This is a genomic window from Gluconobacter sp. OJB (assembly GCF_039638275.1).
Lineage (GTDB): Bacteria > Pseudomonadota > Alphaproteobacteria > Acetobacterales > Acetobacteraceae > Gluconobacter > Gluconobacter cerevisiae.
On the sequence record NZ_JBDIWH010000004.1, the window covers coordinates 52,056 to 77,698 of the forward strand.

Consider the following 25,643-nt stretch of genomic DNA (forward strand, 5'->3'; position numbering starts at 1 on the left):
AACGTTTAAGAAACATGCTGATCGGATATGCCCGCGTCTCCAAAGCCGATGGTTCCCAATCCCTCGACCTCCAGCACGACGCCCTGCGTGCCGCCGGTATCGAGCCAGGTAATATTTATGATGATCGTGCATCCGGTAGCCGCGATGATCGGCCCGGCTTAGCTGCATGCCTCAAATCCTTGCGCGACGGCGATGTGCTGGTGGTCTGGAAACTCGATCGCCTCGGGCGCTCGCTCGCCCACCTGGTCAACACCGTGAAGGATCTGTCAGACCGCAGGATCGGCCTGCGTGTGCTGACCGGAAAAGGCGCTCAGATCGACACCACGACCGCATCCGGCCGCATGGTGTTCGGTATCTTTGCCACTCTGGCCGAGTTCGAGCGGGATCTGATCCGCGAGCGCACCATGGCTGGCCTTGCCGCAGCCAGAGCGCGCGGACGAAAGGGAGGGCGAAAATTCGCCCTGACCAAAGCACAGGTGCGTCTCGCCCAGGCCGCCATGGCGCAGCGCGACACGTCTGTTTCCGATCTGTGCAAGGAACTCGGGATCGAGCGCGTCACTCTATACAGATATGTCGGACCGAAGGGCGAGCTCAGGGATTATGGGAAGCGCGTTCTCAGCTTAGCGTAGGATTTCGCCCCCTCCCGCAAACGACTCCATGAACGAGGGACCGACCTGTCGGAGGACGGGGTAATTGGTCGCGGCGACCGCGACGGGATCGACCGAATCGGGGCGGATCAGCTTGCGGGCTTCATCGACCTCGCGGCCGAGATCATTCCATCCGATCGCTGCCTCGACCGCAGCGCCGATATCGCCACCTGATATCTTGGCGGCGAGCAAGGCAGCGCCGAGTTGGGCAAGCAGCCGGATTTTGCCGTTGATGGTGCGCCGGTTGCGCTTGAGTGTCGTGTCCGCGCTGTTCTGTTCGCGCCGGAACATCTGCCCAAGCAGGCGATCGAACATCAGCACCGCATCGTCGGTGAGGGTAACGATGGTTTCGAGGATGGTCGCCACCAATGTGGCGCGACGCCGCGTCGCTTGCAGCGTCCGAACATGTTGCGCGGTCAGCCGCACGCCTTCCTGGCACAGGCGTCGGAGGCGCTCGGGATGGACGCCTACGGCGATATCCGGATCGATCCCGATGGCCCGAAGCAGTGTCAGTCGCTCGATGATGGCGGCGAATGTCTTTCGGCCGGGCTTGCCGGGTGACTGCCGCACCCAGGCCAGATCGCTCAAGTTCGTGCCTGTGTGGGGCAGGAGAAGCGCATCGAGCAGCCGGCGCTGTCGAGCATCGAGTCCTCGGGTCAGATGCTCGGCGACATGGCGTTCGGCATCGAGCAACGCCTGTGCGACCATCCGCTCGACCGAACTGATGCCCGGCACAATGATGCGCCGTCGCCGGCACTCATCCAGCATCACGCGCGCCAGCCTAGCCCCGCTGGTCGTCGTCAGCGCGATCGGCAGGAGCCATTCCTGCAACGTCGTTCGCAGCGGCCGACTGAGCGGCATGAAGCCGAATGCATCGCGCAGTGCATCGAGCTGTTCGTACCGGGTCGGGCCGCGCGTCGCGTAGTCGGCCAGCACCTCGGGTCCGACCTGCAATTGCTCTGCGACGAACGCGAGCGGCGTATCAGGGATCAGTTCACCGGGTCGCAGGAAACGGCCAGGATAGCGCAGCGCGCAAAGCTGGATCGCGAAACCCAGCCGGTTATGCGGTCGCCTCCGGCGGACGATGATGGCCAAGTCGTCCCGGCTCAATGTCCAGTGCTGGACGAGCAGGGTTTCGTCGTCGGGAAGCGCGAGCAACGCCGCGCGTTGCTCGTCCGACAGGACGGCGCGACGCGGCATCGGCTTAGACCTTGGCCGGTGCGGTCCAGCCGATCCGGGCAAGCGTGCCGAGAAGGGTCGAACGCGGCACCTTGAAGGTCCGGCAGACGGACGCCTTGCTGGCCCCGCCATCCAGCGCGGCGGTGATCCGCTCGAGCGTTTCGGCGTCGATCATCGGCGGGCGGCCACCTTGGCGTCCCCGGCGTTTGGCAGCAGCCAGTCCCGCCATCACCCGTTCGCGCGTGAGCGCACGCTCATATTGTGCCAATGCACCGAACAGCGAGAACAGCAATTCGCCGTGCGGCGTGGTCGTATCCATCTGCTCGGTCAGCGACCGGAACGCGATGCCGCGCGCCTTCAGATCGGTGACGATCGTCAGCAGGTGCGGCAGCGAGCGTCCGAGCCGGTCGAGCTTCCACACGATCAGTGTGTCGCCCGCGTTCAGATAGTCGAGGCAGGCTTTCAGGCCTGGTCGGTCGTCGCGCGCGCCGGATGCCTTGTCGGTATGGAGATGCCGATGATCGACCCCGGTTGCGACGAGCGCGTCCCGCTGGAGATCGACCGTTTGGCGGTCATCGGTCGTTGACACCCGCATATATCCGACCAGCATGTACGACAAACCCTCGAAAGCATGTTTTCGAACACCCTATCAAAGCGACAGGGTTTGTCGATCGTTATGGGCTGAGGCGGGTATGGTTCGGCAAAAGCGCAGGTCCGGAGCGTCGCCTATCACCTGTTTGCCGTCACGCGTCTGCTGTCCGTATGGACGCAAGTAGAAGGCACGCTGATGCCGCAAGAAGCACCAGGTCCTTCAACAGGAACTGTCCGGTTCCGGCCGAAATCGCCGGGAACCCGCCAGCGGTCGGCTCGGCGACGCCAGGCGTGCTCAGGAAAAACGTCAGTGTCACGGCATAAGTCAGGCATGACATCGCCGCGCCGAGAGCGGAGGCCGTCTTGTTGAAAGCACCGATAATCAGCGCAGCGGCCGTCGCGAGCTCGACGGTGCCTATAAAATAGCTTCCACCCTGCACCCCAAAAACGGCCGGAATCCAGCTCATGATCGGACTGTTCTTCATCAATGGCGCGATGCCCATCGCTTCATAGCTCGTGAATTTCATGCAACCGAACCAGAGAAAGATGACCACCAGCGCCCAGCGCAGCAACGCGAGAGACCCGCGAGAGCCGGTCGTCTTTTCAGCTATGTGTAATGTCGAAAACATGGTGCCTCGCTTTCATCATGGCGCATGACCTGCCTTCATGCTTAGACAGGCGTGATATATGCGCTGCGCATACACTATGCGCCGTCAATGAATAAGGCAACCCTTTGAACGTACTCTCGGACCGGCTCGTCAATCTGTTCGGCGCCCTCGCAGTGGGCATCACCGATCGAATTAAGAAGGCGGCATTCGACCCGACGATACCCGGCGGTGGCGAAACCACCGCGGCGATCGTCGTCATCGGTCACGCGACCGGTCTTTCGATCGACGAATTAGGACGGGTGCTAGGCTTGTCCCACGCGGGGACGGTGCGGCTTGTCGATCGATTGGTTGCAGCCGGGTTCGCCGTTCGATCCAAAGCGCTACGGGACCGTCGTGCAGTAGCGCTGATGCTCACTGAGGCAGGCGAGACTCGCCTATCTGCGATCCTGCAACGAAGAAACGAGACTTTATCCGAAATCCTTAGCCATGTCTCGAATGCTGACCGCCTCGTGCTGGAACGTATTGCCGAGACAATACTTGCGCAGATGTCTGACGACGCTGTCTCGGCGCTGACGATATGCCGGCTCTGCGACGAGAGGCGATGCTACAACTGTCCGATGGATGCCTTTGGAATGCTGGAGTCGTCGACGCATAGAGTCGACCCATAAGTGCGCGCAGAGACGCTTAGCGTATATCTGTGCCCGTTCTATGTCCTGACCCCCTTACGGCCTCGACGTTTCGCAGCGGCAAGCCCCGCCATGACCCGTTCATGAATCAGAGCCCGCTCGTATTGCGCTAGGGCGCCGAAGAGCGAGAACATCAGTTCACCATGTGGCGTCGTGGTGTCCATTTGCTCTGTCAACGACCGAAAGGAGACAGATTTCTCCTTGAGACCCGCGATGATTGACAGGAGATGCGGAAGAGATCGGCCCAGGCGATCCAGCTTCCAGACCACGAGAACGTCTCCACTCTTTATATAAGAGAGACATTCTTTCAGACCCGGTCTGTCGTCGCGTGTTCCCGAGGCCTTGTCCTGGAAGATATTCCGTTCGTCCACCCCCGCCGCGAGAAGGGCGTCGCGCTGGAGGTCGACAGACTGACGCTCATCGAGCGAAGAAACACGCATGTAGCCGATCAGCATGTCGGAAAACCCCGTTTTTTGTATTTTGGTCACTTACACCAAAGCGACGGGGTTTGTCGTCAGTTTTCACTTCATTTTAGGCTAGGAGGCCCCATGAGCGTGATCCGAGACGTAGGGCCTGTCGGGAAACAGATGTGCCCCGACAGAGGCAAGAGGTCTGTGGTGTGCTTAGAGGACAAGTTTAGCGGCATGTCCGCTCACGCGTCTTTCAGGATATTCAGCTAAATATCCGCTTTTTAGCCACGGTATATGGTCGTCTATCGGCAGCTATGGGGGGATTGTGTTGAAAAAGTCAGGTTGAGGTGTCTGCTCAGGATTTTGTATGCAATTAGGAATGAAAATTCCCCATGATTACAGCACTCTATACGTTATGACATCGAACCTAAATGTTGAGTGCAAGCTCCAGTAGGACTTTTTCAACACAATCGGGGGGGAGCGGCCCGTCAGATCCGAGATGAAAAACCCCAATTCCGGACATTCAGGGTTTCTATGATCCTGTGGATAGCGACGATGAACGTGCTGGACACTATTTTATAGACGACCGGTCAGTTATTATCTATAAATATCGCATGAGCGGAGCAACAAAAGCGGAAATGACCCGTCAGCAGATTCTCGATGCAGGATATGCTCTGGTGCTGCGAAAGGGGTTTTCTGCCCTGAGCATCAAGGACATCGTGGATGCCTGCCAGGTGCCAAAAGGGTCTTTTTATTACTACTTCGCGTCAAAAGAGCAGTTCGGCGGAGAACTCCTTGAGCGATATGTGCACAGTTACGAACAGCGCATGGAGGCAATTCTCACTTCTGCCGGCAAGAGCGGACGTGAGAGGCTGATGCGTTATTGGAATGCGTGGATAGATGACCCACAGATTGGCGGCTGGGCAGAGCACTGTCTTGTCGTCAAGCTCGGAGCCGAAATAGCGGATCTGTCGGATGTCATGCGGCTGATCCTTCATGATGGTGTCATGCGCCTGACCGATCGGCTTGCCCGCACGCTCATGGAAGGACAGGACGATGGCTCCCTGCCTTTGTCCCTGAACCCTGAAGCGGCCGCCCGCACTCTTTACCATCTCTGGCTCGGGGCCGCACTTGTGGCCAAACTCGGGCAGGACAAAGCGCCTCTGCGGGAAGCTCTGGCTGCGACAGAGGAGGAGCTTGCCTACCCCACTGGTCCCATGTCGCCCGTAAGCTCCTGCTCATCACCATCCCCCTGAACACGAGGAGATTTCGTCATGAACATTCTGTTTGTTCTTACATCTCACGACCGTCTGGGTAATACTGGACAGAAAACCGGTTTCTGGCTGGAGGAGTTTGCAGCTCCCTATTACGTCTTCAAGGATGCCGGGGCACAACTGACACTGGTTTCACCGCTTGGTGGCCAGCCGCCCCTGGACCCCAAGAGTAATGACCCCGCCTCCCAGACCGCTGACACCGAGCGTTTCCGCACGGATGCGGAGGCCCAAAAAATGCTGGCCCATACTGGCAAGCTGGCGGATGTGCGTGCGGAAGATTTTGACGCCGTATTCTATCCGGGAGGCCACGGCCCGTTGTGGGATCTTGCCCAAGATCCAGCCTCCGTTGCATTGCTGGAGGCGTTTGACCGGGCAGGCAAGCCGTTCGGTCTGGTCTGTCACGCACCCGGCACCTTGATCCGTGTTCGTGCGGCAGATGGTCAGCCCTTGGTCAAAGGGCGCAAGGTAACAGGCTTCTCCAATAGCGAGGAGCAGGCCGTACAACTGACTGACGTGGTTCCCTTCCTGATCGAGGACGAATTCAAACGTCTGGGCGGCCTGTATGAAAAAGGCCCCGACTGGCAGCCACATGTCGTCATTGATGGTCATCTGATCACAGGACAGAACCCGGCCAGTTCCGCAGCGGTCGCGAAGGCGCTCCTTCAGCAACTGGCCTGAATACGTCCCGCATTTACGGAGACAGACAATGACCAGTTTCAATAGCACCGCCACTCTGGCTGCTACCCTCGCTGCGATGAAGCAGGCACATGTGCAGGCTGGACCCGCCAGTCCCCAGCTTCGCCGTGATCGCCTGACACGTGCGATACAGTTGCTGACTCGTCATCATGAAGACATCGTCGATGTCGTAAGCGCTGATTATGGCCATCGCAGCCCCTATCAGACCTTGTTGGCCGATGTGATGTCCTCTGTTGCTGCTCTTCAGCATGCGGCCGAGCATGTCGAGCAATGGATGCGATCCGATGAACAGCTGGCTCCTGGCCCGGGTATGCAGGCACGTGTGGACTATCAGCCACTGGGCGTGGTTGGCATCATCAGTCCGTGGAATTTCCCCATCAATCTGGCCTTCAGCCCGCTGGCCGGAATACTGGCCGCTGGCAACCGGGCCATGCTGAAGCCCTCAGAACTGACGCCGCGCACTGCTGAACTGCTGGCGAAACTGATAGGCCAGTATTTCGATCCTCTGGAACTGACAACGGTTCTGGGGGATGCGGACATCGGGGCAGCATTTAGTGCGCTGGCCTTTGATCATCTCATGTTTACCGGCAGTACGAATGTCGGTCGCCACGTGATGCGTGCTGCATCCGAAAATCTGGTGCCGGTCACACTGGAACTGGGAGGCAAGTCGCCGGTCGTACTGGACACGGATACCGACGTGAAAACTGCGGCGGAACGGGTCTTGACCGTCAAAACCTTCAATGCCGGACAGATCTGTATCTCACCGGATTATGTCCTGCTGCCGGAGACCGCTGAGGATGTCTTCGTCGAGCGAGCGCGTAGCTTTGTGGCGGAAACATTCCCGACCCTGCAGGACAACCCGGATTACACGACCATCATCAGCGACCGTCATTTCGAGCGCCTGCAGGGATTGCTGGCCGATGCCCGCGCCAAGGGGGCTACGGTGATTGGGCTGCAACCGGAAGGCGAAGCCAATGTTGTTCCTGGAAAGCGCAAGATGGCGCCGACGCTGATTCTCAATCCGACTGACGAGATGAGTGTGATGCAGGAAGAGATTTTCGGTCCCATTCTGCCGATCAGAACCTGTCAAACCACCCAGGAGGCAGTGGATTATATCAATGCTCATCCCCGTCCGCTCGCTGCCTATTATTTCGGTAACAGCCCCGAGCGTCAGAAATGGTTTGGTGAACAGACCACCTCAGGGGCGTTGGTCATCAATGACGTGATGACCCATGCCTCGGTCGAAAGCTTACCGTTTGGTGGGGTTGGGGCATCAGGTATCGGAGCGTACCACGGCATTTACGGGTTCAGGCGCTTCAGCCACACCAAGGCAGTTGTCATGCAAAGCCCAGGCGGTGAGTTCAATATGCGTCTACGGGCGCCATATGCGGCCGGTCATGCCCAGATTGAAGCACTTCTGGCAGGAAACTGAACCCGGAACCTCTCGGCTCCCGAACCATAACACAGGGCGCAGAGTATCCATTACTGTCTCTAAACACAGGAAACATGCCATGAAGATTTTCTACAAGACCCGCGCAACGGCAACTGGCGGTCGCAGTGGCCATACAGCACTTGATGACGGGACCTTCGGTTTCGATCTGGCAATGCCGGGTTCGGGCAAAACCGGTGCCAATCCGGAGCAGTTGTTTGCGCTCGGATACGCCGCCTGTTTTGACAATGCCCTGACCATGGTTGCCAGACAGTTGAAGCTGAATGTGACCAGCAGCAGAACCTCGGCGGAAGTCGGGATGGGGCAGACATCCGCAGGCGGATACGCCCTGGATATCGACCTTTATGTTGAAGTCGGGGGTCTGGATGAGACTGAGGCCCACAAGCTGATCGAAGCCACGCATAAGGTCTGCCCCTATTCCAACGCAGTCCGTGGAAATGTCGACGTACGCTTGCACGTTTCTGTCGTCTGACATGGGATACACCGTCATCATGGGGAACAGATACACGCGCAGATAGTGTCGTGATTGTCCCGGATGATGATAGGCTCCCTTACCGCCTGTTTCCATCTGACGAAGCTTTTGTTTCGCTGGCGCAGGACTTTTCTGGCCAGCGATAAAGGAAAAAAGGAAAAACCGATGTCACACGCATGGACTCTCGTTTCCCGTCCCAAAGGCTCTCCGACCCTGGAGAACTTCGCCCTGAAGGATTTTTCTGATCGACCGCTAAATGACGGAGAAATCAGGGTCAGAAACAGTTTCTTTTCTGTCGATCCCTATATGCGGCCCCGTATGAACGAGGGAGAGAGCTATATTGCACCCTTCGAACTGAATGAACCTATGACCGGTGCTGCCGTTGGCCAAGTGATCGAAACGCGTTCTAATCGGCTCAAGGTGGGTGATCGGGTCAGTCATTTCATGGGCTGGCGTGACGTCGCGACCCTCAAGGCTAACGACGCCCTTTCGTTGCCGGACACAGATCTCAAGGACGAATATTTTCTCGACGTTCTGGGGACGATCGGAATGACGGCCTATTTCGGTCTGTTCAGTGTAGCCGAAGCGCGCCCAGGGGATGTTGTTTTTGTTTCTGCCGCCGCTGGTGCAGTCGGATCTCTTGTAGTGCAGATTGCCAAGTTACGGGGCATGGCCGTCATTGGTTCGGCGGGCGGCGCTGAGAAATGCGACTTCGTGCGGTCGTTGGGAGCCGATCAGGTCATTGATTATAAATCTCCAGGGTCATTCCAGGAAAAACTACGCAAAGCGGCTCCTGATGGTCTGGATGTTTATTTCGATAATGTTGGCGGTGAGCAGCTCGATGCGGCGATGGGTGTAGCCAAATGGAACGCCCGTTTCGCGATCTGCGGCATGATCTCAATGTATAACTCCGATACACCAACCGGATTTTCGAACCTGTCCTACGTAATCTCCAAGCGCCTCCAGGTCCGTGGTTTCATTAACACCGACTTCATGGCGCGTCGGGCCGAATGTCTGGCTCAGATGGGATATTGGGTATCCAAAGGAATGATCGACAGCCGATATACAATCTTCGACAGTCTCGAGAAGGGACCGGAAGCCTTTTTCTCTCTGTTCAGCGGCGGCAACACCGGCAAGGCGCTCGTGCGTCTGGGCTCGTAAGGCCAGCTATTCCGGGAGAGGGAATGTCGGAAGCCTCTCCCTGGCACGGTGTAAACATTCCTCCCGGCGCGTCGTCGCGAAGGCGTTTACGCACATGGCACGGACTGGCATTTAACAAGTGGAAACCTGACAAATACGTCCTGAGTTTTGTGCGCTCGGAGATATCATCGTTCTGGTTCTGGTCAATGTTTTCTGGGAAGGCGCGGCAAAAACACACCAGTACGGGATGAAGTGGAACTGGAGTGCGCGCGACGGCAAGATGCCCGAACTACATCCGGTTCCTGCATGTCTTGCGTGAGCCCAAATCAAACTGCTCGAGACACTCACACTTTTCACAGCAGCCAATTGGGAGCACTTCTGGCTAGTCATGAAGGATGGCAGACGGAATGGGGGAGTCACATCTATCTTGCTGCTCGGATCGTCTATCCACCTCTCTATACAGCGGGTATTCCTATGTTTCGAACCTTCGATTTCATGATTTCCTTGTTGGGGCTGCTCCTGACGGCCTGAGCGCTCGCTTTTGGGTAAGAGACACTTTGTGTCTGGTTTCAGTCATGTCGACATAACTGTTCTATGTCTCAAATGTAGGCGGAAGCGGAACTACCGCTATAGAGAGCCGGAAGGAAAGCTCTCAGTCCGAACCCGCATAATGGTCTGCCGACTTGTGGAGAATTTTCTGGCAAGTGCAGAAACGCTCATACCCTCCGCCAGGTCCTTAAGGACGCCTTGCTTCTCACCTTCTGACAGTGTGGAAGGCCGCCCCAGAGTCTTCCCTTCTGACTTTGCCCGCCTGAGACCAGACTGCGTGCGCTCGATCAGCAGATCCCGCTCAAACTGTGCGACAGCATTCAGAACCTGCATCGTCATTGTGCCGGAAGAACTGGTCAAATCAGCACCGCCAAGTGCGAGGCAGTAAACCTTCACTCCCATGGCCCCCAGCATTTTAACCGTGGTGCTGACATCCATCGCGTCGCGACCAAGACGATCAAGCTTGGTCACGATCAGAACATCTCCAGCCTCCAGCCGATCCATGAGACGGGCAAAGCCACGTCGCTGCGCGATAGAGGTACTCCCGGAAATCGTTTCGGTAACGACCCGACGAGGCTCGACCTGAAAACCGGCAGCTTCAATTTCCTGAATCTGGTTCTCGGTCGTCTGTCCGACTGTTGAAACGCGGACATAGGCAAAAGTGCGTGGCATAGGGTTCAATTCGTCCGAATAGGATGTCCGAATTATCCGCTATGTCCGTAACGCTGTAAAGGTAATTTACGGACAGAATGCTTTTCCCCTGTCCGAAAACGATCGTTTTCGGACACCCGAATGTTATGGCATCAAGAATAAAAATGACATAAACACGGAAAATGACCCGAAACAAAGTTGCAACCTTTTCGAACAGGAGATCAGTTACATGATTCGTGTCAACGTTATGCCGAATGGTCGACTTGTTCTGCCGGTTGGCTTGCGTAAGTCGCTTGGCGTCGAAAAAGGCGGCCAGCTCATGGCGGAGATTGTAGATGGGCAGGTTCGCTTAATGACGCCTGATGCCTCGCTTGATCGGGCCAGGGCACTGTTCCGAAAATATGTCCCGGCCGGCACCTCGATTGCTGACGAAGTCATTGCTGAGCGACGCGCTGAAAATGCGCTCGACAGCCATGACGATGGGGTGAAGCGCTGATGCCGATTTGCGTTATCGACACATCCGCTGTCTTTGCGGACCTGAACGAGGAAACAGGAGCTGAAGAAGCTAGGTACTGGCTGCGCGATGCAGCCATCTCCGCGATCAACCTGCAAGAGATCGTTTCTAAAGCTGTTGATAAAGGCGTCCCGGCCGAAGGAGTATCCGAACTGATCGCGGCTCTACGCCTAGACGTGCGGCCTCTTGATCACAATTTGGCTCTAACGGCCGGATTGATGCGCGATGCGACCAAGCGGGTTGGTCTCAGTCACGGAGACCGCGCCTGTCTGGCGCTAGCCAAAAAAATGGGTCTCCCCGCGGTCACTGCCGATCGGGCATGGGCTGAAATTGCGGACGCAATCGGAGTTGAGGTGGTTCTCATTCGCTAGTCGTACGCAGTGTAAACCCTATGCAGGTTTTCTGTTCCACGGATACTTGCCCCCCAGGAGGAGCCGCTTGAAATAAGCGGACCTTCCGGTTTCGCCTACATCTCGGACATACAGGCGGTTGGGAGCGTTTCCCGAAAGCCGACATTGCTAGGCGAGTAACGAAAGACCGCGTTTAGGACATTCCCGCCTTTCCTAAATTACAATTTGAACGGCAGTTTCTGCCAATAGCGGACTGCAGTTGGCGATAGTCTGATAGGGGTGATGTTCGACGATCTAGGAGGGACGATCTAGGAGGTCTGAACTCAGGAAGGGAGCCACTCTGAGCGAGCAAAAGGGTCGAATCTTGCACGCTACCTAGAAGGTATCGAAGATGCGCTCGTCGGAGTACCCTGCCAATTGGATCCGGCTTTTCATCGGTGCATCACCGTCCCACAATCCGATGATACGTGATACGGATCAGACAGAAAAGGAGCTACTGAAATTGGTTGACCTCACCGACGTCCAAACCGCGATCACGGCCAAGCGGCTCGGCTGGCAAGCCGGTAACACGCCGATCTCAGCGGTCACGGCAACGCCTGGCCGGTTCGGCCTACGGCCGGCAAATCTGGATGTCCAGGCGCTGCAGGTTGCCACAGTCACACCTGACGCGTTTCGGCCCAAGCGGCCGCTCAAGATCGACTGGCGCGAGCTCGGCCGCGTTTCACCGGTAAAATCCCAAGGGCTGTGCGGGGCATGTGTTGCGTTCGCCACTTGCTCAGCCATGGAGAGCGCGCTGGCGATTGCCGAGGACAACGTCGCAACGTTAGATCTGTCGGAGGCCGATCTTTTCTTCTGCGGCTGCGGCGATTGCTGCGAGAGCGGATGGGACTTCGTCCCTGCGCTTGAGCGAGCCATGAAAGGCGTCGGCCTCGAAGCTGACCTTCCTTACGAGCTCAATACGGAATGCACACCGATCCCTGCCGCGCTTCGGGTTTCAAGCTGGCAGACGGCCTTGAGTGCCGAAGACCGCCGTTACGCGGTTGCGCGAGGACCAGTGATTGCGGGCATGCGGGTCTATGATGATTTCCGCTACTATTCAGGCGGCATTTATGAACATGCGACCGGCGACGAGGTTGGCCTCCATGCGGTCTGCATCATAGGCTATGATGACGAGTCTTCTTGTTGGATCGGCAAGAATAGCTGGTCCGAAGCTTGGGGCGAGAATGGACTATTCCGCATTGCCTACGGCCAATGCGGCCTTGACCAAGAATTCCCTTTCATCGGAATCGAGGTCGAGAGAGCATGAGGACGGCTAGTCCATGATCCATGATGTCCCTAAAGGCACATCGATGGTCGATGCCGAGATCGGGCGAACGCTGGAATTCGCCCTCCCCGGTGGGGGCACGACCGGGTATCGGTGGGAAGCGCGACCGGTCGACGGTGTGGAGGTTAAGCGGCTTCCCTCGCGACCGACGGGGGCATTCGGTGGCGCCGCTCGCGACATCTTTCAGGTGACACCGCGGCGCGCTGGCGACATAAGCTTGCAGCTGGAATTGCAAGCACCTTGGCAGGCCAAATCTGCCGAGACCCGAGTGGTTACACTCAGAGTTCGATAGTTTCTTAAACGGTCGGCACCATCGACGACCGCGACAAGATGGATAAGTCAAGAAGTACGAGAATGATTCGGTCCGGCGCAAAAGACTTGGAGCTCTGCAAAGCTTCATGCATAGAATGTAGCGGAGCTTTTTGGCTGCCGCATCGGGGGGATTAGTGGCCAGCGCTGCCCAGATCATTTCACTTGTCCGTAGCCATGCGCGAGGCGACAGCACTCGTTTCGAACAGGTGGCGCTGCAATTGGCTTCCGACGCAGCCAAGCGAGGCCATAGCAAGGTAGCGAATGAGCTACGTGTGCTTGTCGAAGAGGCGCGCAATCAGTCGGCATTGATCGAGCGCACACGCGATCCCATTCCGATGGTACGACCGCGCGGCGAGCTTGCCGGCATTCTGACGGCAAGCTTCCCGAGCATGCGGCTGTCTTCGTTAGTCCTGCCAGAGCGGCTCGACGAGGCACTCAAGCGGATCGTCAAGGAACAACGCCAACGCGATAAACTTGAAGCTCACGGTCTCCATCCGCGACGCAAGTTGTTACTCAGCGGACCGCCCGGCACGGGCAAAACGAGCACAGCCGCAGCGCTTGCTGGCGAGCTGTCGCTTCCGTTGTTCATGATCGAACTTGACGGCATCATCACCAAGTTCATGGGCGAAAGCGCAGCCAAGCTCCGCCTAGTGTTTGAGTCTATAGCCAACAATCGCGGTGTTTATCTGTTCGACGAACTCGATGCGCTTGGCGCCGAACGTTCGACGCCTAACGATGTTGGCGAAGCCCGTCGGATCTCGACGGCCTTTCTAAAATTCCTTGAGGAGGATCGCAGCACAAGTCTGATCCTAGCTGCGACCAATCATGCCAAGCTGCTGGACAAGGCCCTTTTCCGCAGGTTCGACGCAATTTTCAGCTACGAGCTGCCCGATGAGGTTCAGGCACGAAAGGTGATCGAAAATAATCTGACGACCTTCGACTTGCAAGAACTTGATTGGGACCGGTTGATGGCGGAAACCAAGGACATGTCGCATTGCGACATTGCCCGCGGTGCGGCCGATGCGGCGCGGATCGCGGTGCTTGACTATGATGGCGACTTGGATTCAGAACTGCTCGTCGGCGCGCTCTCTGATCGCCGACAGGGTCATTCGATCTAGTCCGGGATTTCCGTAGCTGGCATGGCAGAGCATCCGCATCTATTCGTTGGGCGTAAAGGCCGTGGCATTCCCTTCCGCGGTGTTTCGCCCGTCGTCACGACGGTCCGGGTCCAGCGCGGCGATCGCCAAGCGCACGCTGCGGCTTTGGTCGGCGCGGTCGAATCGGCCCTCGCACGGAATGCGCAGCGGATCGCTGAGCAGGTATTGTTGCCCGAAGCGGAGCGCGGCTTCTATCTGAGCTTCGAAGCGCCGAGCGCGACACCCATGCCGCTCAAGTTTTTTGAATCGTCCCGTCGGGGTATTGATCTGCTGTCGGTCGACGTCGACGACGGAAAGCAGACCGCGAATGTATTCGTGCGCGCGGCCAAGGCCGATCTATTCAAACAGGCCACTGAGACCTATGCGGAAAGCGAGCCGGGGGTGGGTGTCCGGCCGAACAACGAAGAGTTTTTCGACCGGGTCGAGCGGATCAGAGGGGCGACCTTGCGGGACCTCTGGACCGATCAGGACGATCTGCCGGCAATCGACGAAATGTTTGCCTGGGAGCTTTGGCTGCGACCGGGGACAGAGGACTGGATACGCGACACAGCGCCGGAGCTCGATATCGGAATAGAACGCGGCCACCTGCTGTTTCCCGAGGCGATCGTGGTGCGCGCCTACTGCACGCGCCGGCAGCTGCGTGAGTTGATCCGCAAGGTTCCGGTCGTCGCTGAACTGCGCGCGGCATCGTCGTTTATGGCGCATCTGCTCGAGCTGTCACCGGGCAAGCAAGCGGCCGCGGCAAACCATCTGCTGGAGCGCCTTGTCGAACCGGGCGCAGATGCGCCGCGGGTCTGTGTGCTCGACAGCGGCGTGCGTCGGACCCATCCCCTCCTAGAACCGTTTCTCGAGGCCGACCGGTGCCTGACGATCAATGCGGCGTGGAATGCCACAGATCACCACGGCCATGGCACCGGCATGGCTGGCGTTGCGCTATATGAGAATCTCGCCCCTCTTCTGGCAGGGGCGGGCCCCGTGCTGCTCACGCACCGGCTGGAGTCCGTAACGGTGCTGCCGCCTGCCGTCCCCGGTGTGGCGCAGCCTTTGCCGGGCACATCGGTGCGTGAAGCGGTGCAGCTCATCGAGCGAACGGCCAAGGCTGACCGGGTCTATTCGCTGTCGATGAGCGTCCCGCGCGAACGGTCGGACGGCCGACCTTCAAGCCTTTCGACGACAATCGATCAGCTTGCTTTCGGGCGGCCAGGCAAGCAGCGATTGTTTTTCGTGCCGGCGGGCAACATCGACGAGCAGCCTTACGAAATCGACGACCATATCGCACTGAACGACGCGTCGCCAATGCGGTCGCCGGCGCAAGCGCTAAATGCGGTGACCGTCGGCGCCTGCACGCATCTGGTCGACGATGACGACCCGGTCGGTCATATTGCCGACGAGGGTGATCTATGCCCGACGTCCCGGACGGCCCTCGCCTGGGCTCGACCAATGCTATGCAACAAGCCCGATATCGTAATGGAAGGCGGCAATCGGGTGGCCGATGTGGATGGGATCGCGACGCTGCATGCGCCGCATTTGAGCATCGTGACAACGGCCCGTGATTTTGCCGCCCACCGATTCACGTGCACAGGCGAGACGAGTGCGGCGACCGCAGCGGCGAGCGGCCTCGCCGCCGCAATTCTGGCCGCCTACCCTGATGCGACCCCGCAGACCGTTCGCGCGCTGATGATCCATTCAGCCCGTTGGACCCCGGCGATGCTCTCGCGTTTGCCGCGACGGCCGTCGCGGGGCGACTATGCCGAGCTTTTACAACGCTTCGGGTTCGGAAAGCCCAATCGTGAGCGCGCGCTACTTAGCCTCGACAATGCGCTGACCATGATCGTGCAGGACGAGATCCAGACCTATCGCCGCGGTGCTGGTGGCTCGATCGTGCTCGGTGAAATGAAGTGGCATGACTTGCCGTGGCCGCGTGAAGCGTTGGAGGAGCTCGGCCCCGAGGAAGTGCGCCTGCGAATCACGTTGTCCTATTTTGTCGAACCCAATCCATCACGTGCTACCCGTCAACAAGCAAATCGCTATCCCTCGACCAAACTGCGTTTCTTCCTCAAAGGAATTGAAGACGAGACGCCCGAACGGGCGATCGCCCGAGTCAATCAGCTTGCCCGCGACGAGGATTATGAACGCGACGATCCGGATGAGGATGATCGCTTCACGATCGGGCCGGCCAACGCACGGCGAGGTTCGCTCCATCATGACGTGTGGACGGGACCGGCATCAGATCTTCTGCTGAAAGGCGGAATTGGGGTGATGCCGGCGAAGGGCTGGTGGGGCGATCGCAAGCGCGGTGATCGCTGGTTGCGCAAGCTGCCTTACTCGCTTGTCGTATCGATCGAGACCTGCGATGTCGATGTCGACGCACAGATATATCAGGAGGTCGCAACCACCATCGAAAATGATGCTCGGATTGCAATTGAGAACTTGATCTAGGAGTAATCGTCGTTGGCGTGGGTACCATTTCACTGCCGTATGAGCATGATTGGAGAAGTACTCTCAAGGGCTGCGGGAATAATCTCAAGCGACTGGTCAGTCGGGGATTCCGACCGAACGCTCAAGAAAATGCAAGCGGCAGGTTTCGGCGCAACCAGACGGTCAGGCGCCCCCTACTGAACGTCGTGATCTGGTCGGTAGCTGTTATGAAAGTGCGCGGTGCGGTGGCTGCTTTCGATCTCTCACTACCGATAGCCGACCTTCCGCTCCCCTGAAGGGTTTCGGGCGCCGCGAGGCGTACGAAAGTCTGGGAAGAACGAACCCGCGACACCGGGACTCAGTTATGGGGAATTTGCAACTGGTGCGGGCCTGAGGCGCCCTAGAGCGGGGTCACGTGAAGACATTCGTGACGCGATAAAGGGCATTTCCCTCGGATCCTACGGATGATGATGACAGGACCATCGGTTCCAGGTGCCCATTTTCTGCCGTTTTTTCGCATTTTGCGCAGGTCTGTCGGTGTGCCGGAACGAGACGGTTCCGACAGGCATCGGGTCATGCTGTGGTCTCTGCGGGCTGTCATGGTGATCCTCCGGTCGGATCAGTTGTCCGTGGCGGCCCTCGGGGCTGGCACCATCGGGGAAGGATCTGGATGACGATCATCGGACCACCACAGCATGGGCACGGAAGTGGCATGACCGTTTCAGCTTCCGGGATTTCTGACGCTGGTATGACCTTGAGCAGTTCCCGCACTCGGGCGAGGCTGGCCTTGCGGCTGGAACTGGCCAGAAGGCCATAATGGCGGATACGATGAAATCCCCGTGGCAGAACATGCAGCATGAAGCGGCGGATGAACTCATCCGTGGCCAGTGTCATGACCTGCTGCTGATGCGCGGTATCCCGGCGGTAATCCTTATACCGGAACGTCACGCCTCTTTCATCGAACGCCAGGAGACGGCGGTTCGAGATGGCGACACGGTGGGTATAGCGCGACAGGTAGGCCAGCACCGCTTTGGGCCCGGCAAAAGGGGGTTTAGCGTAGACGACCCAGCGTCTGCTGCGCACAGGGGCCAGATATCGCACAAAGGCACGACGCTCTGCCAAAGAGGCAAGCTGCCCCCGAAAGACCAGCCGGTCGGCATCGAACAGTGCGCGCAGCCGGGTCAGGAACAGGCGGCGGAACAGTTTCCCTAGCACACGGACGGGCAGCAGGAAGGCCGGGCGCGATGAAATCCAGCGCTGGCCATCGGGGGACAGGCCGCCGCCTGGTACGATCATGTGTACATGGGGATGGTGGGTCAGCGCCGACCCCCAGCTATGCAGAACGGCGGTAATACCAATGCGCGCGCCCAGATGCCGGGGGTCGGCGGCGATCGTCATCATCGTCTCCGAGGCAACCTGGAACAGCAGGGCGTAGAGAACGGCCTTGTTCTGGAGCGCGATGTCGGCGATCCGCGCCGGCAGGGTGAAGACGACATGGAAATACCCGACCGGCAGGAGATCGGCCTCCCGTTCGGCCAGCCATGTCCGTGCGGCGTTTCCCTGACAGCGCGGACAGTGACGGTTGCGGCAGCTGTTATAGGCGATCCGCCAGTGTCCACAGTCCCCGCAGGCCGCGACATGGCCACCAAGGGCTGCCGTGCGACAGTGTTCGACCGCCGACATGACCTTGAGCTGCTGCAGGGGGAGACGGCCGGCATGGGCTACCCGCCAGGCAGGACCGGCAGCCCTGAAGATATCGCCAAGTTCGAGCGAGGCGGACATGACGGTGCCCACCGAGGCCCAGGGATCAACCGTCGGGCCTCGCCTGCGTGGTCGTCAGCATGCCCAGCCTGTCGAGCGGACTGATGACGGCCCGCACGGTCCGTGTCGCAACTTTTGTATAAAGAGCCGTGGTCTCCAGACGGGAATGACCCAGCAAAACCTGGATCACGCGGACATCGACACCATCCTCAAGCAGGTGCGTGGCAAAGCTGTGCCGCAGAGTATGAGGCCCCACACGTCTGCTGATCGCAGCGGCCCGTGCTGCCTCGACAACCACGCGATGGAGTTGCCGTGTGCTGATGGGCTTCATGGTATCCTGCCCGGGAAACAGCCAGCCTTGAGGGTGCATCACGCCCTGCTGGCGTCCGGCCTTCCACCACTCCCGTAGCAGGAGCAGAAGATCTGCCGGAAGCATGGCGTTGCGATATCGTCCCCCTTTGCCCCGCTCGACCCTGAGCAGCATACGCTCGCTGTCGATATCACTGATCTTGAGAACTGCGACTTCGGCCACCCGCAGACCTGCCCCATAGGCAACCGACAGGGCGGCCTGATGCTTGAGGCATATGGTCGCGTTAAGCAACCGGGCAACCTCATCGCGGCTCAGCACGACGGGCAGGTTGCGGGGCTGCGCCACCCGGACCAGCCTGCGTGCAAGGTCGGGGCGGTCGAGCGTCTGGGTGAAGAAAAACCGCAGCGCGGACACGATGGCGTTCATGGTCGGTGTCGGCATGCCAGCCGCGTTCTGCGCAATCTGAAACTGGCGCACATCCTCGGCTGTTGCCGTATGGGGTGAGCGCCCCAGAAACGTGGCGAAACGGCCAACATCACGAAGGTAATTGCGCTGCGTCTCCCGGGAGAACCGTCGCACCGCCATGTCATCAAGCAGACGCTGGCGAAGGGGACTGATTGCAGCAATGCACAGGGACTCTGTCATCATCCGGCTCCTTCTGGGGGGAAGAAGCCAGAATGCTTGACCAAATCAGGAGAGTTCCAAACAAAACAGATCGCTCACGCCGTGGTGATAGCCTGCACACCGCACCAATCCCGCGCAGCGGGTTCGTTCTCCCCCCCAGAGCTGCCTGAGAGACACCACGCAGGCGGCCAGATACCGTGATGAGAAACTGGGGCATTTAATGTGAAGATTTATGCAACGCACACGAAAGTGCATTTTACGTACGCGTGGGGTGAGCACCGTTAGAATTCGTGTCATCGCTCCACGCCTCAGTTCGGTACGATTTTCTGCGTCGCCACATCGTAGTGGAAGAGATGTAGCTGCCCGTCCTCGATCAGTTTAACGGCTTGGCCAACGTGTTCTGGCAGCACATAAAACCACTCTTTTGGCGAGATCTTCTTTCCAAGACGATCCACGACGAATAATTCGGCAGGGCGTGCGGATATAAAAAAGCGATGCAGAAGATCCTCAACTTTATGGCGGGAGAGGTTCTTGAGGTTGTATGTGCCGACGATATCCACTGGAGCTAGTAGAAATGTTGGATCGTTACGGGCATCAGCTACACGGCGGGCAACGTCCTGACTGGTCACACCAATTTTGTGTAAGATCATCCGCTGCTCTCGAATGGCAGGATCCTCTGAGCGCGACCGGGCGACATAGATTGTGCCAGACAGTTCGAGTTGATCACTCTCCCATTCTGGATCAACCGGACCAAGGCCCACCTTCTGCACAGTGCGCGCAGTCTTGTCTTCCGATAAGGACTTCCGGAAGGAAGACATTAAAGGGTCGCTCTCTGTCCCGTTCGAAAAAATGATCCGCAACCGATGATCCCGAGAACCGCCGCGAGAGGTCATCTCTGACTTCTCCGCAATCATGGCGAGCAGGCCGTTCCGGATGAAAAAATCGCCTTCGATAGGCTCAATAATGGCCCATTTTTTTACAGCCCTTGCTTTTCTCTCTCCCGTCTCAAGAGCGCGCTGAACGATCTCGAAGCGCTCACGAAATTTCTCAAAATCCCGGCAGGGTACAAACTCAGCGCGATGATCGGGTGTCACCCGTTCGCTTGAGGGGGTTGTGTGTTGGAAGGTGACGAGTGAGGGATCAACCTCCAGTTCGTCATCATCAAAGATATCATCGAGACTTTCCGGGATGGCCTCCTCAGGGACTTCGTCTTTCCACGAGCGAGGCGGGGCGATTGACTTTTCGTCCAGAAGTCCTAGGCGGTCGGCTGCTCGCATTTTCTCGGTTGGTGAAGTTTTTACAGCGCCCCAAGTCATCGCCAGCTTCATCTCGTCATGGGCAAGTGCCTCTGGGTCCGGCAAGCGGCCGTTCTGCTCGACAAAACGGGTAACGTCCAGCAACACCGCGACGCCACGATCTGTGGTGTTTCCACTTCGGGTACCACGTTGTTTGAGATCCAGAAGACCAAACTCGTCGTGTTCGCTGTAGATGTCATCCAGAGAGGGGCGCACCATTATTGTGCTGCCTCGCGTAGACGCTTGGCTTTTTCGGCTTTCAGCCAGGCAAGCGCTTCGGCCATGCGTTTCTCCAGTGTGTTAGCGGAGTTCACATTGGGCTCGCGGCCTTCTGTCGCGCGAAATGCTTTAATGCGCGGCCATAAAGTCCGTGCTTCGTCTCCACTCATATTCACCCGCAAGGCGACCATGGCGGATTGCACATGCGCGAGGATCTCAGCATTCAAGGACTTAGACGCGACTTCGAAGCGTTCCTGAAAGACGTTGATGCTATCAATCAACTCAATATCGATGTCCCGAACATTGATAAATTTCTTCACCATGGCCAGCAGAGTGTTCGGAGCACTGTCAGGTGTCTCCTCACCACCATCGTTCGCTTCGCCTGTTGTGGGGGCACCTTCGGTTGGTGGAGCACCAAGCACGGATTGCGCGCCCGCAATATCCTGCTCGGCTTGCTTGCGGGCCAATGTCAGGACGTTCATATGCGCAGCCAGATGCTGGCGAACAGATTCAGCCTCTTCTGTGTCCAACGTCTCGTAACGTCTTTCGATGATATCCGTCAGAACCATTTGCGTTGCGACTTCAGGGGCGGTCTCCGGTGAAAGCACACGGCGATCCATTTCCTGATAGGCCGTCGCCATCAGATCGTTCATGTCCTTTTCACAAATCGCCCGCGCACGGTCTGTGGGTGGCTCCATGAGGCCTTTAATCCCGATGGTGACATTACCTTCGTCATCCGTGCCAATCGGTGTACGAACATCGCCATCTTCCCGCCGGTAGAATTTCAGGTTCGGAGCGAGGACCTGCTCCATCAGCAATGAACCCGAGATCGCTTTCAGCATATCATTCACAGCATCAGTGACGACGCCCGTTTCAACCCCGGGCTCAGCGACAAGGTTTGTGAACAAGGCGCGAGGCTTCCCGGGCGCATCACGGGTTGCACGACCGATGATTTGCACGATCTCAGTCAGGGAGGAGCGGTAGCCGATGGTCAGAGCGTGTTCACACCATACCCAATCAAAGCCTTCCTTAGCCATGCCAAGGGCGATGATGATATCGACTTTGGCTCTGTCAGCGTCATCATCACGCTTACCATCCGCTCCTCTAATCTCATGGGATAGAGCGGTCTTCACGTTGTTGCGGCCCGGACCATCATCTACCAGATCAGCAATCTTCAGAAGCCGTCCTTCTGCTGTGCGGACCAAATCAAAGCCGGTCTCAGGGTCTCGACCTTCATGCTTTCCTAAGAAATCAAGGATCCGACCAACCTCGTTGTATTTGTCATCAAACGCTTCAGACGAGCCGCGATGCGGGATATGGATAATCGTCTTTTGATTGGGGTTCAGAACGCCCTCAAGGCCGTTGATGTAATTCCCTTTATAGAAATCGTAATTGATGCCGAGTGCTTTGAGGAAGGCGTAGCTCTCCAATTGCTCGTAATAGCTGTAGGTAATCTTGGTGAAGCGGTCTTCGTCTTCCTCCCGGAGAACCGGGTCTGAATCTCCCCGGAAATAGCTGCCCGTCATCGCCATGATATGACAGGCGTCCCGGGCGATCAGGTTCCGTAGAATAACGCCGAGACGGTTGTTGTCTGATGCCGATACGTGATGGAACTCGTCGATCGCAATGAAGCACCGATCAAACGCTTCGATACCACTGGTCTCAATGACAGCATCAACGCCAAAACGGAATGTCGCATGGGTGCAGACCAAAACCTTTGCGTCGCTTTGCAGAAAAGCCTGAAACGCCTTGACCTTTTCTTTGCTCGCGTCATCGCCCGTCAGGCAGAGGTTCCAGCGCGGCTCAACCTCCCAATTTGCCTCAAAGCCGTAGCTCATCAGATTGGTAGAGCGAAAAGAGCCACCGATTGACGTTTCAGGAACGCAAACGATCACCTTCTCCAGCCCCTGATGTAGTAGTTTATCAAGTGCCACGAACATGAGTGCGCGGCTTTTACCCGCAGCCGGGGGGGCTTTGAGAAGGAGAAACTGCGCGGCACGGGCATCGTAGGTGCGGGCCTGCATCGGGCGTTGACCTAATGCGTTCGTCTTGGCTGTTGACGTGCCATAGGTGACGTTGAGCATCTCAACCATGGGTCAGGCCTTTTTCTTTTTGCTGGCAGTTTCTAGCGTTTTGATCTTGGCCGCATAGAGCTTGAAGAGTGTTTCCAGGCGTTCCGTATCATTGCGGAAGGGGCGGCCGATATACATGCTCTCCAGCAAGTCATCGTTTTCTTTATGCACGGCACGAAGGTCGTCAGGCATTTTGTCTGGATCGTATAAATCCGCGATTGTTTTGGGGTAGTGGGAATAGCGGCATTTCAGGATGCGGCGCGCTGAAGCCGAGAGGGCTTCCAACTGCTCGTCCGTGAACTTCGGGACTGGGAAGGTGTTCCAGCCGAGCGTGTTGGAATAACGGAAATCGGACTTCAGTTTGCCGCAGACAGTGGCGATCCAGACGAGATGAAGGCGGGACGCAATGAGCGCGATGCACCATTCGGGGGCGTCGTAGAGGACTTGATTGAGGTTTGATGAAATGACGTCAGCGCCCACCCACTCCACCGGAAGGTAGGGTCGGCGCTCTGAAGTGACGCTGGGGACGAGGATGGCGCTTGAAAAATTTTTAGGAGCACGGCGTTCTACGAAACGGTGTCCTTGTGATGCTAAGGCACGGGTGGGAGCCTTTACGCTTTTGCACCTGTAATGGAAGACTGCATCAATTCGGTCACGAATTGACGCGATACTATTCGCTTCCATAACATCTTCATCAGCAATCCAAAGACAATAGCGTTCAATTCCTCTTACAACTTCCATCGAGCCCATAAACTTACGAATGAATTTCTCAGATCTGGGGTCCGAAACAATAAATTCGGCGCGCTCTTCTGGAGAGAGAATTAGCGATCCGCCTTCTACCGGTTTGTTTCCATAATCCATGATAGGCAAACCAAACATAGACCTCCTGATGCTATCAACGAAGACATGCGGACTATCAACAAGGTAGGAATTTATATTTTGGGACAAACTTCCAAACCCATTGGAAAAAAGAAACTTATCTTCTTTAGAAGCGCGTCTAATACCAATAATGGAACAAATGACGGCTGCCTTGGACGAGGCGTTATTACTCCATTTGAAATCCTTGTGCGCAAAAGAAATTTCCAGATCATCACTAAGAATATGCGGCCACAAAGCCGCAACAGATTGTCCTTGGCATATGGAGTTTGTTGATACGAATGCCGCTCGCACAGCATATTTACGTACAAAGCAGCTCGCTTTAAAAAACCATGCCGCTACAAAATCAAAGGCGGCAAAGCTCTTAACGTCTTTAGAAAAAACATAGGCCAAATCAGTTTTTTGTTCGCGGCTTTGAAAAGTTGACCCTAAAAACGGCGGATTCCCAGCAATAAAGACTTCCTCTTCTTTGACGGGCGGAGGGCAAATTTCTTCCCAATCAAGTCGGAGGGCATTTCCTGTATGAATGCGAGCAGCATCCCTCAACGGTAAGGCGGCAGGACAACGCCCAAAAACGGCCTTAAAACTCGCATTGGCCTGGTATTCAGCGATGAACAGCGCGAGCTTCGCCGTTTCAGCGGCGAAATCTGAAATTTCAATTCCGTAGAAATGATCAATTTTAATACGCGAGAACATCTCGCTTGTGCCCATGGCATTACGGCCCTCAAGCTCTTCCAGACGCTGCATGATGCGCGTCTCGCGTGCCCGGAGTTCTCGATAGGACACAACAAGGAAGTTCCCCGATCCGCAGGCGGGGTCAAATACACGGATGTGGGACATCCGGCCCAGTGTTTGCTGAAGTGCGCGGGCACGATCCCAACCCTTATGGATCTCCGCGTCCAGATCATCGAGAAAAAGCGGCCCGATAACCTTCATGATATTCGGAACCGAGGTGTAATGCATTCCCAGTTCAGAGCGTTGCTTGGCATCCGCTACGGACTGGATCATTGAACCGAAAATGTCTGGATTGATCTTACCCCAATCTAACCCGCAGGCCTCACGCAGATAGCGGAAGGCAATAGTATTGAATTTCGGTGCATCAATGACGCCAGCAAACAGACCGCCATTCACGTAGTCCAGCTCACCGGTCCATGCGGGCAGACCTGTTCGTTTATGCTTGGGAAGGTTCATCGCCCGGAAGGCTGCAATAATCACCTTATGGGCTTCCTCACCTTTATCGCCTGCATAGGTGAAAATCAGGCGGGAGAATTGCTGCTCTGGAAAGATACCGACGTCTTCGGCAAACATACAGAAGATTAGCCGCATCATGAGTTGGTTCATCTCATGACGACGTGCATCTGTTCCCCAGTCGGGATTTGCCCTGATTAATGCGTCATAAAGCTTGGCGAGCTTACCCGTAGCCTTCACATCGACCGGGTTTTCCTCAACGGCGCGATATCGTTCTTTCCCCGCAGCGGGGAGGAAGAAGCCGAACTGATCCCCCAACTCTTTGAAGGCGCAATGAAGTGTTTCGCCCGAAGCAGTATGTTCCGCCGCAATCATCTCACCATCCGTTGCGAGCAGAATGGCGGGTTTGGCAGATTTCGTTTTCTTCGATGCTCTCAACTGCTCAAGAGTAGTGTCGCTCTTTCCGGTTGGGGCCGGTGCATAATGAAATCTCTTACCAAACAAGACCCCGCCCGGAAGGTCAGATTTATTGGTCGACCCGTTGCGAAGCTTTGAAATTGCCGCCCGTGAAGCATCTGTTGCTTCAGCAAACGAGAAGGGAAATTCGTCTGCATCAAAGGATGCCTCCACGATCTTGGATAGAGCGTCGTAGATTTCAGTCGGGTTCATGTCGGGCCTTGGGGTGCAGCAGAGTTCAGCAGGATCAAACAACTGGCGATATTACTGCAACCGTGTGTCACATATGACAAGGTAAGGCCGGGACGTCAGGAGAAGGACGCCTATGTTTGTGTATCACTGCTTTTGGCTATACCGGCATGAGCCGCCCATGGACTTATGGACAGCCGCTCCGCGGTCGCTCGCGTCCTGATG

General features: G+C 57.1%; 22 protein-coding genes and 2 pseudogenes. 14 read left to right on the forward strand and 10 right to left on the reverse strand.

Annotation, left to right across the window (positions count from 1 at the left end):
• The first annotated feature begins 14 nt into the window (after positions 1-14).
• Entirely contained in the window at positions 15-629 is a 615-nt protein-coding gene (locus ABDK74_RS15035; protein WP_010512305.1) for a recombinase family protein, read from the forward strand.
• A 9-nt stretch (positions 630-638) separates the two neighbouring features.
• Here the strand turns inward: ABDK74_RS15035 and ABDK74_RS15040 are convergent.
• The 3 genes and pseudogenes from ABDK74_RS15040 to ABDK74_RS15050 all read right to left on the reverse strand — a co-directional run.
• A pseudogene (locus tag ABDK74_RS15040) lies at positions 639-1,847 on the reverse strand (Tn3-like element ISMpo10 family transposase); the annotation flags it as partial.
• A 4-nt stretch (positions 1,848-1,851) separates the two neighbouring features.
• Positions 1,852-2,436, reverse strand: coding sequence for a recombinase family protein (locus ABDK74_RS15045; protein ID WP_010339849.1), 585 nt, complete (start codon positions 2,434-2,436; stop codon positions 1,852-1,854).
• Between the two features lie 133 nt (positions 2,437-2,569).
• Positions 2,570-3,046 carry a YkgB family protein gene (locus ABDK74_RS15050; RefSeq protein WP_010339850.1) on the reverse strand — a complete coding sequence of 159 codons (477 nt, stop codon included), beginning with the start codon at positions 3,044-3,046 and terminating at the stop codon, positions 2,570-2,572.
• Between the two features lie 104 nt (positions 3,047-3,150).
• On the opposite strand from ABDK74_RS15050, the gene ABDK74_RS15055 reads away from it, so the two are divergent.
• A complete protein-coding gene (locus tag ABDK74_RS15055) occupies positions 3,151-3,693 on the forward strand; it encodes a MarR family winged helix-turn-helix transcriptional regulator (protein ID WP_010339851.1) in 543 nt (180 codons plus the stop codon).
• A 44-nt stretch (positions 3,694-3,737) separates the two neighbouring features.
• On the opposite strand, the pseudogene ABDK74_RS15060 reads toward ABDK74_RS15055, so the two are convergent.
• A pseudogene (locus ABDK74_RS15060) lies at positions 3,738-4,166 on the reverse strand (recombinase family protein); the annotation flags it as partial.
• 593 nt (positions 4,167-4,759) lie between these two features.
• On the opposite strand from ABDK74_RS15060, the gene ABDK74_RS15065 reads away from it, so the two are divergent.
• The 6 genes from ABDK74_RS15065 (at position 4,760) to ABDK74_RS15910 (ending at position 9,684) form a co-directional block, all read left to right on the forward strand.
• Positions 4,760-5,377, forward strand: coding sequence for a TetR/AcrR family transcriptional regulator (locus ABDK74_RS15065; protein ID WP_346004475.1), 618 nt, complete (start codon positions 4,760-4,762; stop codon positions 5,375-5,377).
• Between the two features lie 18 nt (positions 5,378-5,395).
• Positions 5,396-6,073 (forward strand): type 1 glutamine amidotransferase domain-containing protein, encoded by a 678-nt coding sequence (locus ABDK74_RS15070; RefSeq protein ID WP_346004476.1) that lies wholly within the window; start codon positions 5,396-5,398, stop codon positions 6,071-6,073.
• A gap of 28 nt (positions 6,074-6,101) precedes the next feature.
• A complete protein-coding gene (locus ABDK74_RS15075) occupies positions 6,102-7,523 on the forward strand; it encodes a coniferyl aldehyde dehydrogenase (RefSeq protein WP_346004477.1) in 1,422 nt (473 codons plus the stop codon).
• A gap of 79 nt (positions 7,524-7,602) precedes the next feature.
• A complete protein-coding gene (locus ABDK74_RS15080; protein ID WP_346004478.1) occupies positions 7,603-8,013 on the forward strand; it encodes an organic hydroperoxide resistance protein in 411 nt (136 codons plus the stop codon).
• A gap of 165 nt (positions 8,014-8,178) precedes the next feature.
• Complete coding sequence (locus tag ABDK74_RS15085) at positions 8,179-9,174, forward strand: NADP-dependent oxidoreductase (protein ID WP_346004479.1); 996 nt, start codon at positions 8,179-8,181, stop codon at positions 9,172-9,174.
• A gap of 285 nt (positions 9,175-9,459) precedes the next feature.
• Positions 9,460-9,684 (forward strand): MAPEG family protein, encoded by a 225-nt coding sequence (locus ABDK74_RS15910; RefSeq protein WP_408874514.1) that lies wholly within the window; start codon positions 9,460-9,462, stop codon positions 9,682-9,684.
• A gap of 96 nt (positions 9,685-9,780) precedes the next feature.
• Here the strand turns inward: ABDK74_RS15910 and ABDK74_RS15090 are convergent, their stop codons facing one another.
• Positions 9,781-10,374, reverse strand: a complete 594-nt coding sequence (locus ABDK74_RS15090) for a recombinase family protein (RefSeq protein ID WP_346004375.1) — start codon at positions 10,372-10,374, stop codon at positions 9,781-9,783.
• A gap of 208 nt (positions 10,375-10,582) precedes the next feature.
• Here ABDK74_RS15090 and ABDK74_RS15095 point away from each other — a divergent pair, with 208 nt between their 5' ends.
• The 6 genes from ABDK74_RS15095 (at position 10,583) to ABDK74_RS15115 (ending at position 16,449) form a co-directional block, all read left to right on the forward strand.
• The gene (locus ABDK74_RS15095; protein WP_099213473.1) at positions 10,583-10,849 is read left to right on the forward strand and encodes a hypothetical protein; all 267 of its coding nucleotides are present in this window, start codon (positions 10,583-10,585) and stop codon (positions 10,847-10,849) included.
• Positions 10,849-11,238, forward strand: coding sequence for a PIN domain-containing protein (locus ABDK74_RS15100; protein WP_131973845.1), 390 nt, complete (start codon positions 10,849-10,851; stop codon positions 11,236-11,238). The genes ABDK74_RS15095 and ABDK74_RS15100 overlap by 1 nt, the downstream gene beginning before the upstream one ends.
• 370 nt (positions 11,239-11,608) lie before the next feature.
• Positions 11,609-12,523: a C1 family peptidase gene (locus tag ABDK74_RS15105; protein WP_346004480.1), complete on the forward strand. Its 915-nt coding sequence runs from the start codon at positions 11,609-11,611 to the stop codon at positions 12,521-12,523.
• A gap of 43 nt (positions 12,524-12,566) precedes the next feature.
• A complete protein-coding gene (locus ABDK74_RS15915; RefSeq protein WP_408874515.1) occupies positions 12,567-12,833 on the forward strand; it encodes a protease inhibitor I42 family protein in 267 nt (88 codons plus the stop codon).
• 130 nt (positions 12,834-12,963) lie between these two features.
• Entirely contained in the window at positions 12,964-13,971 is a 1,008-nt protein-coding gene (locus tag ABDK74_RS15110) for an ATP-binding protein (RefSeq protein WP_346004481.1), read from the forward strand.
• Between the two features lie 21 nt (positions 13,972-13,992).
• Positions 13,993-16,449 carry a S8 family peptidase gene (locus tag ABDK74_RS15115; protein ID WP_211497313.1) on the forward strand — a complete coding sequence of 819 codons (2,457 nt, stop codon included), beginning with the start codon at positions 13,993-13,995 and terminating at the stop codon, positions 16,447-16,449.
• A gap of 576 nt (positions 16,450-17,025) precedes the next feature.
• Here the strand turns inward: ABDK74_RS15115 and ABDK74_RS15120 are convergent.
• From ABDK74_RS15120 to ABDK74_RS15140, 5 genes are all read right to left on the reverse strand, one after another.
• Positions 17,026-18,210: an IS91 family transposase gene (locus ABDK74_RS15120; RefSeq protein ID WP_346004482.1), complete on the reverse strand. Its 1,185-nt coding sequence runs from the start codon at positions 18,208-18,210 to the stop codon at positions 17,026-17,028.
• 25 nt (positions 18,211-18,235) lie between these two features.
• The gene (locus tag ABDK74_RS15125; protein WP_346004483.1) at positions 18,236-19,147 is read right to left on the reverse strand and encodes a tyrosine-type recombinase/integrase; all 912 of its coding nucleotides are present in this window, start codon (positions 19,145-19,147) and stop codon (positions 18,236-18,238) included.
• Positions 19,148-19,431: 284 nt separating this feature from the next.
• Positions 19,432-20,637 carry a GIY-YIG nuclease family protein gene (locus ABDK74_RS15130; RefSeq protein ID WP_346004484.1) on the reverse strand — a complete coding sequence of 402 codons (1,206 nt, stop codon included), beginning with the start codon at positions 20,635-20,637 and terminating at the stop codon, positions 19,432-19,434.
• On the reverse strand, positions 20,637-22,730 hold the full coding sequence (locus ABDK74_RS15135) for a DEAD/DEAH box helicase (RefSeq protein ID WP_346004485.1): 2,094 nt from the start codon (positions 22,728-22,730) through the stop codon (positions 20,637-20,639). The genes ABDK74_RS15130 and ABDK74_RS15135 overlap by 1 nt, the downstream gene beginning before the upstream one ends.
• 3 nt (positions 22,731-22,733) lie before the next feature.
• Positions 22,734-25,442 carry a DNA methyltransferase gene (locus tag ABDK74_RS15140; protein ID WP_346004486.1) on the reverse strand — a complete coding sequence of 903 codons (2,709 nt, stop codon included), beginning with the start codon at positions 25,440-25,442 and terminating at the stop codon, positions 22,734-22,736.
• Between the last annotated feature and the right edge of the window lie 201 nt (positions 25,443-25,643).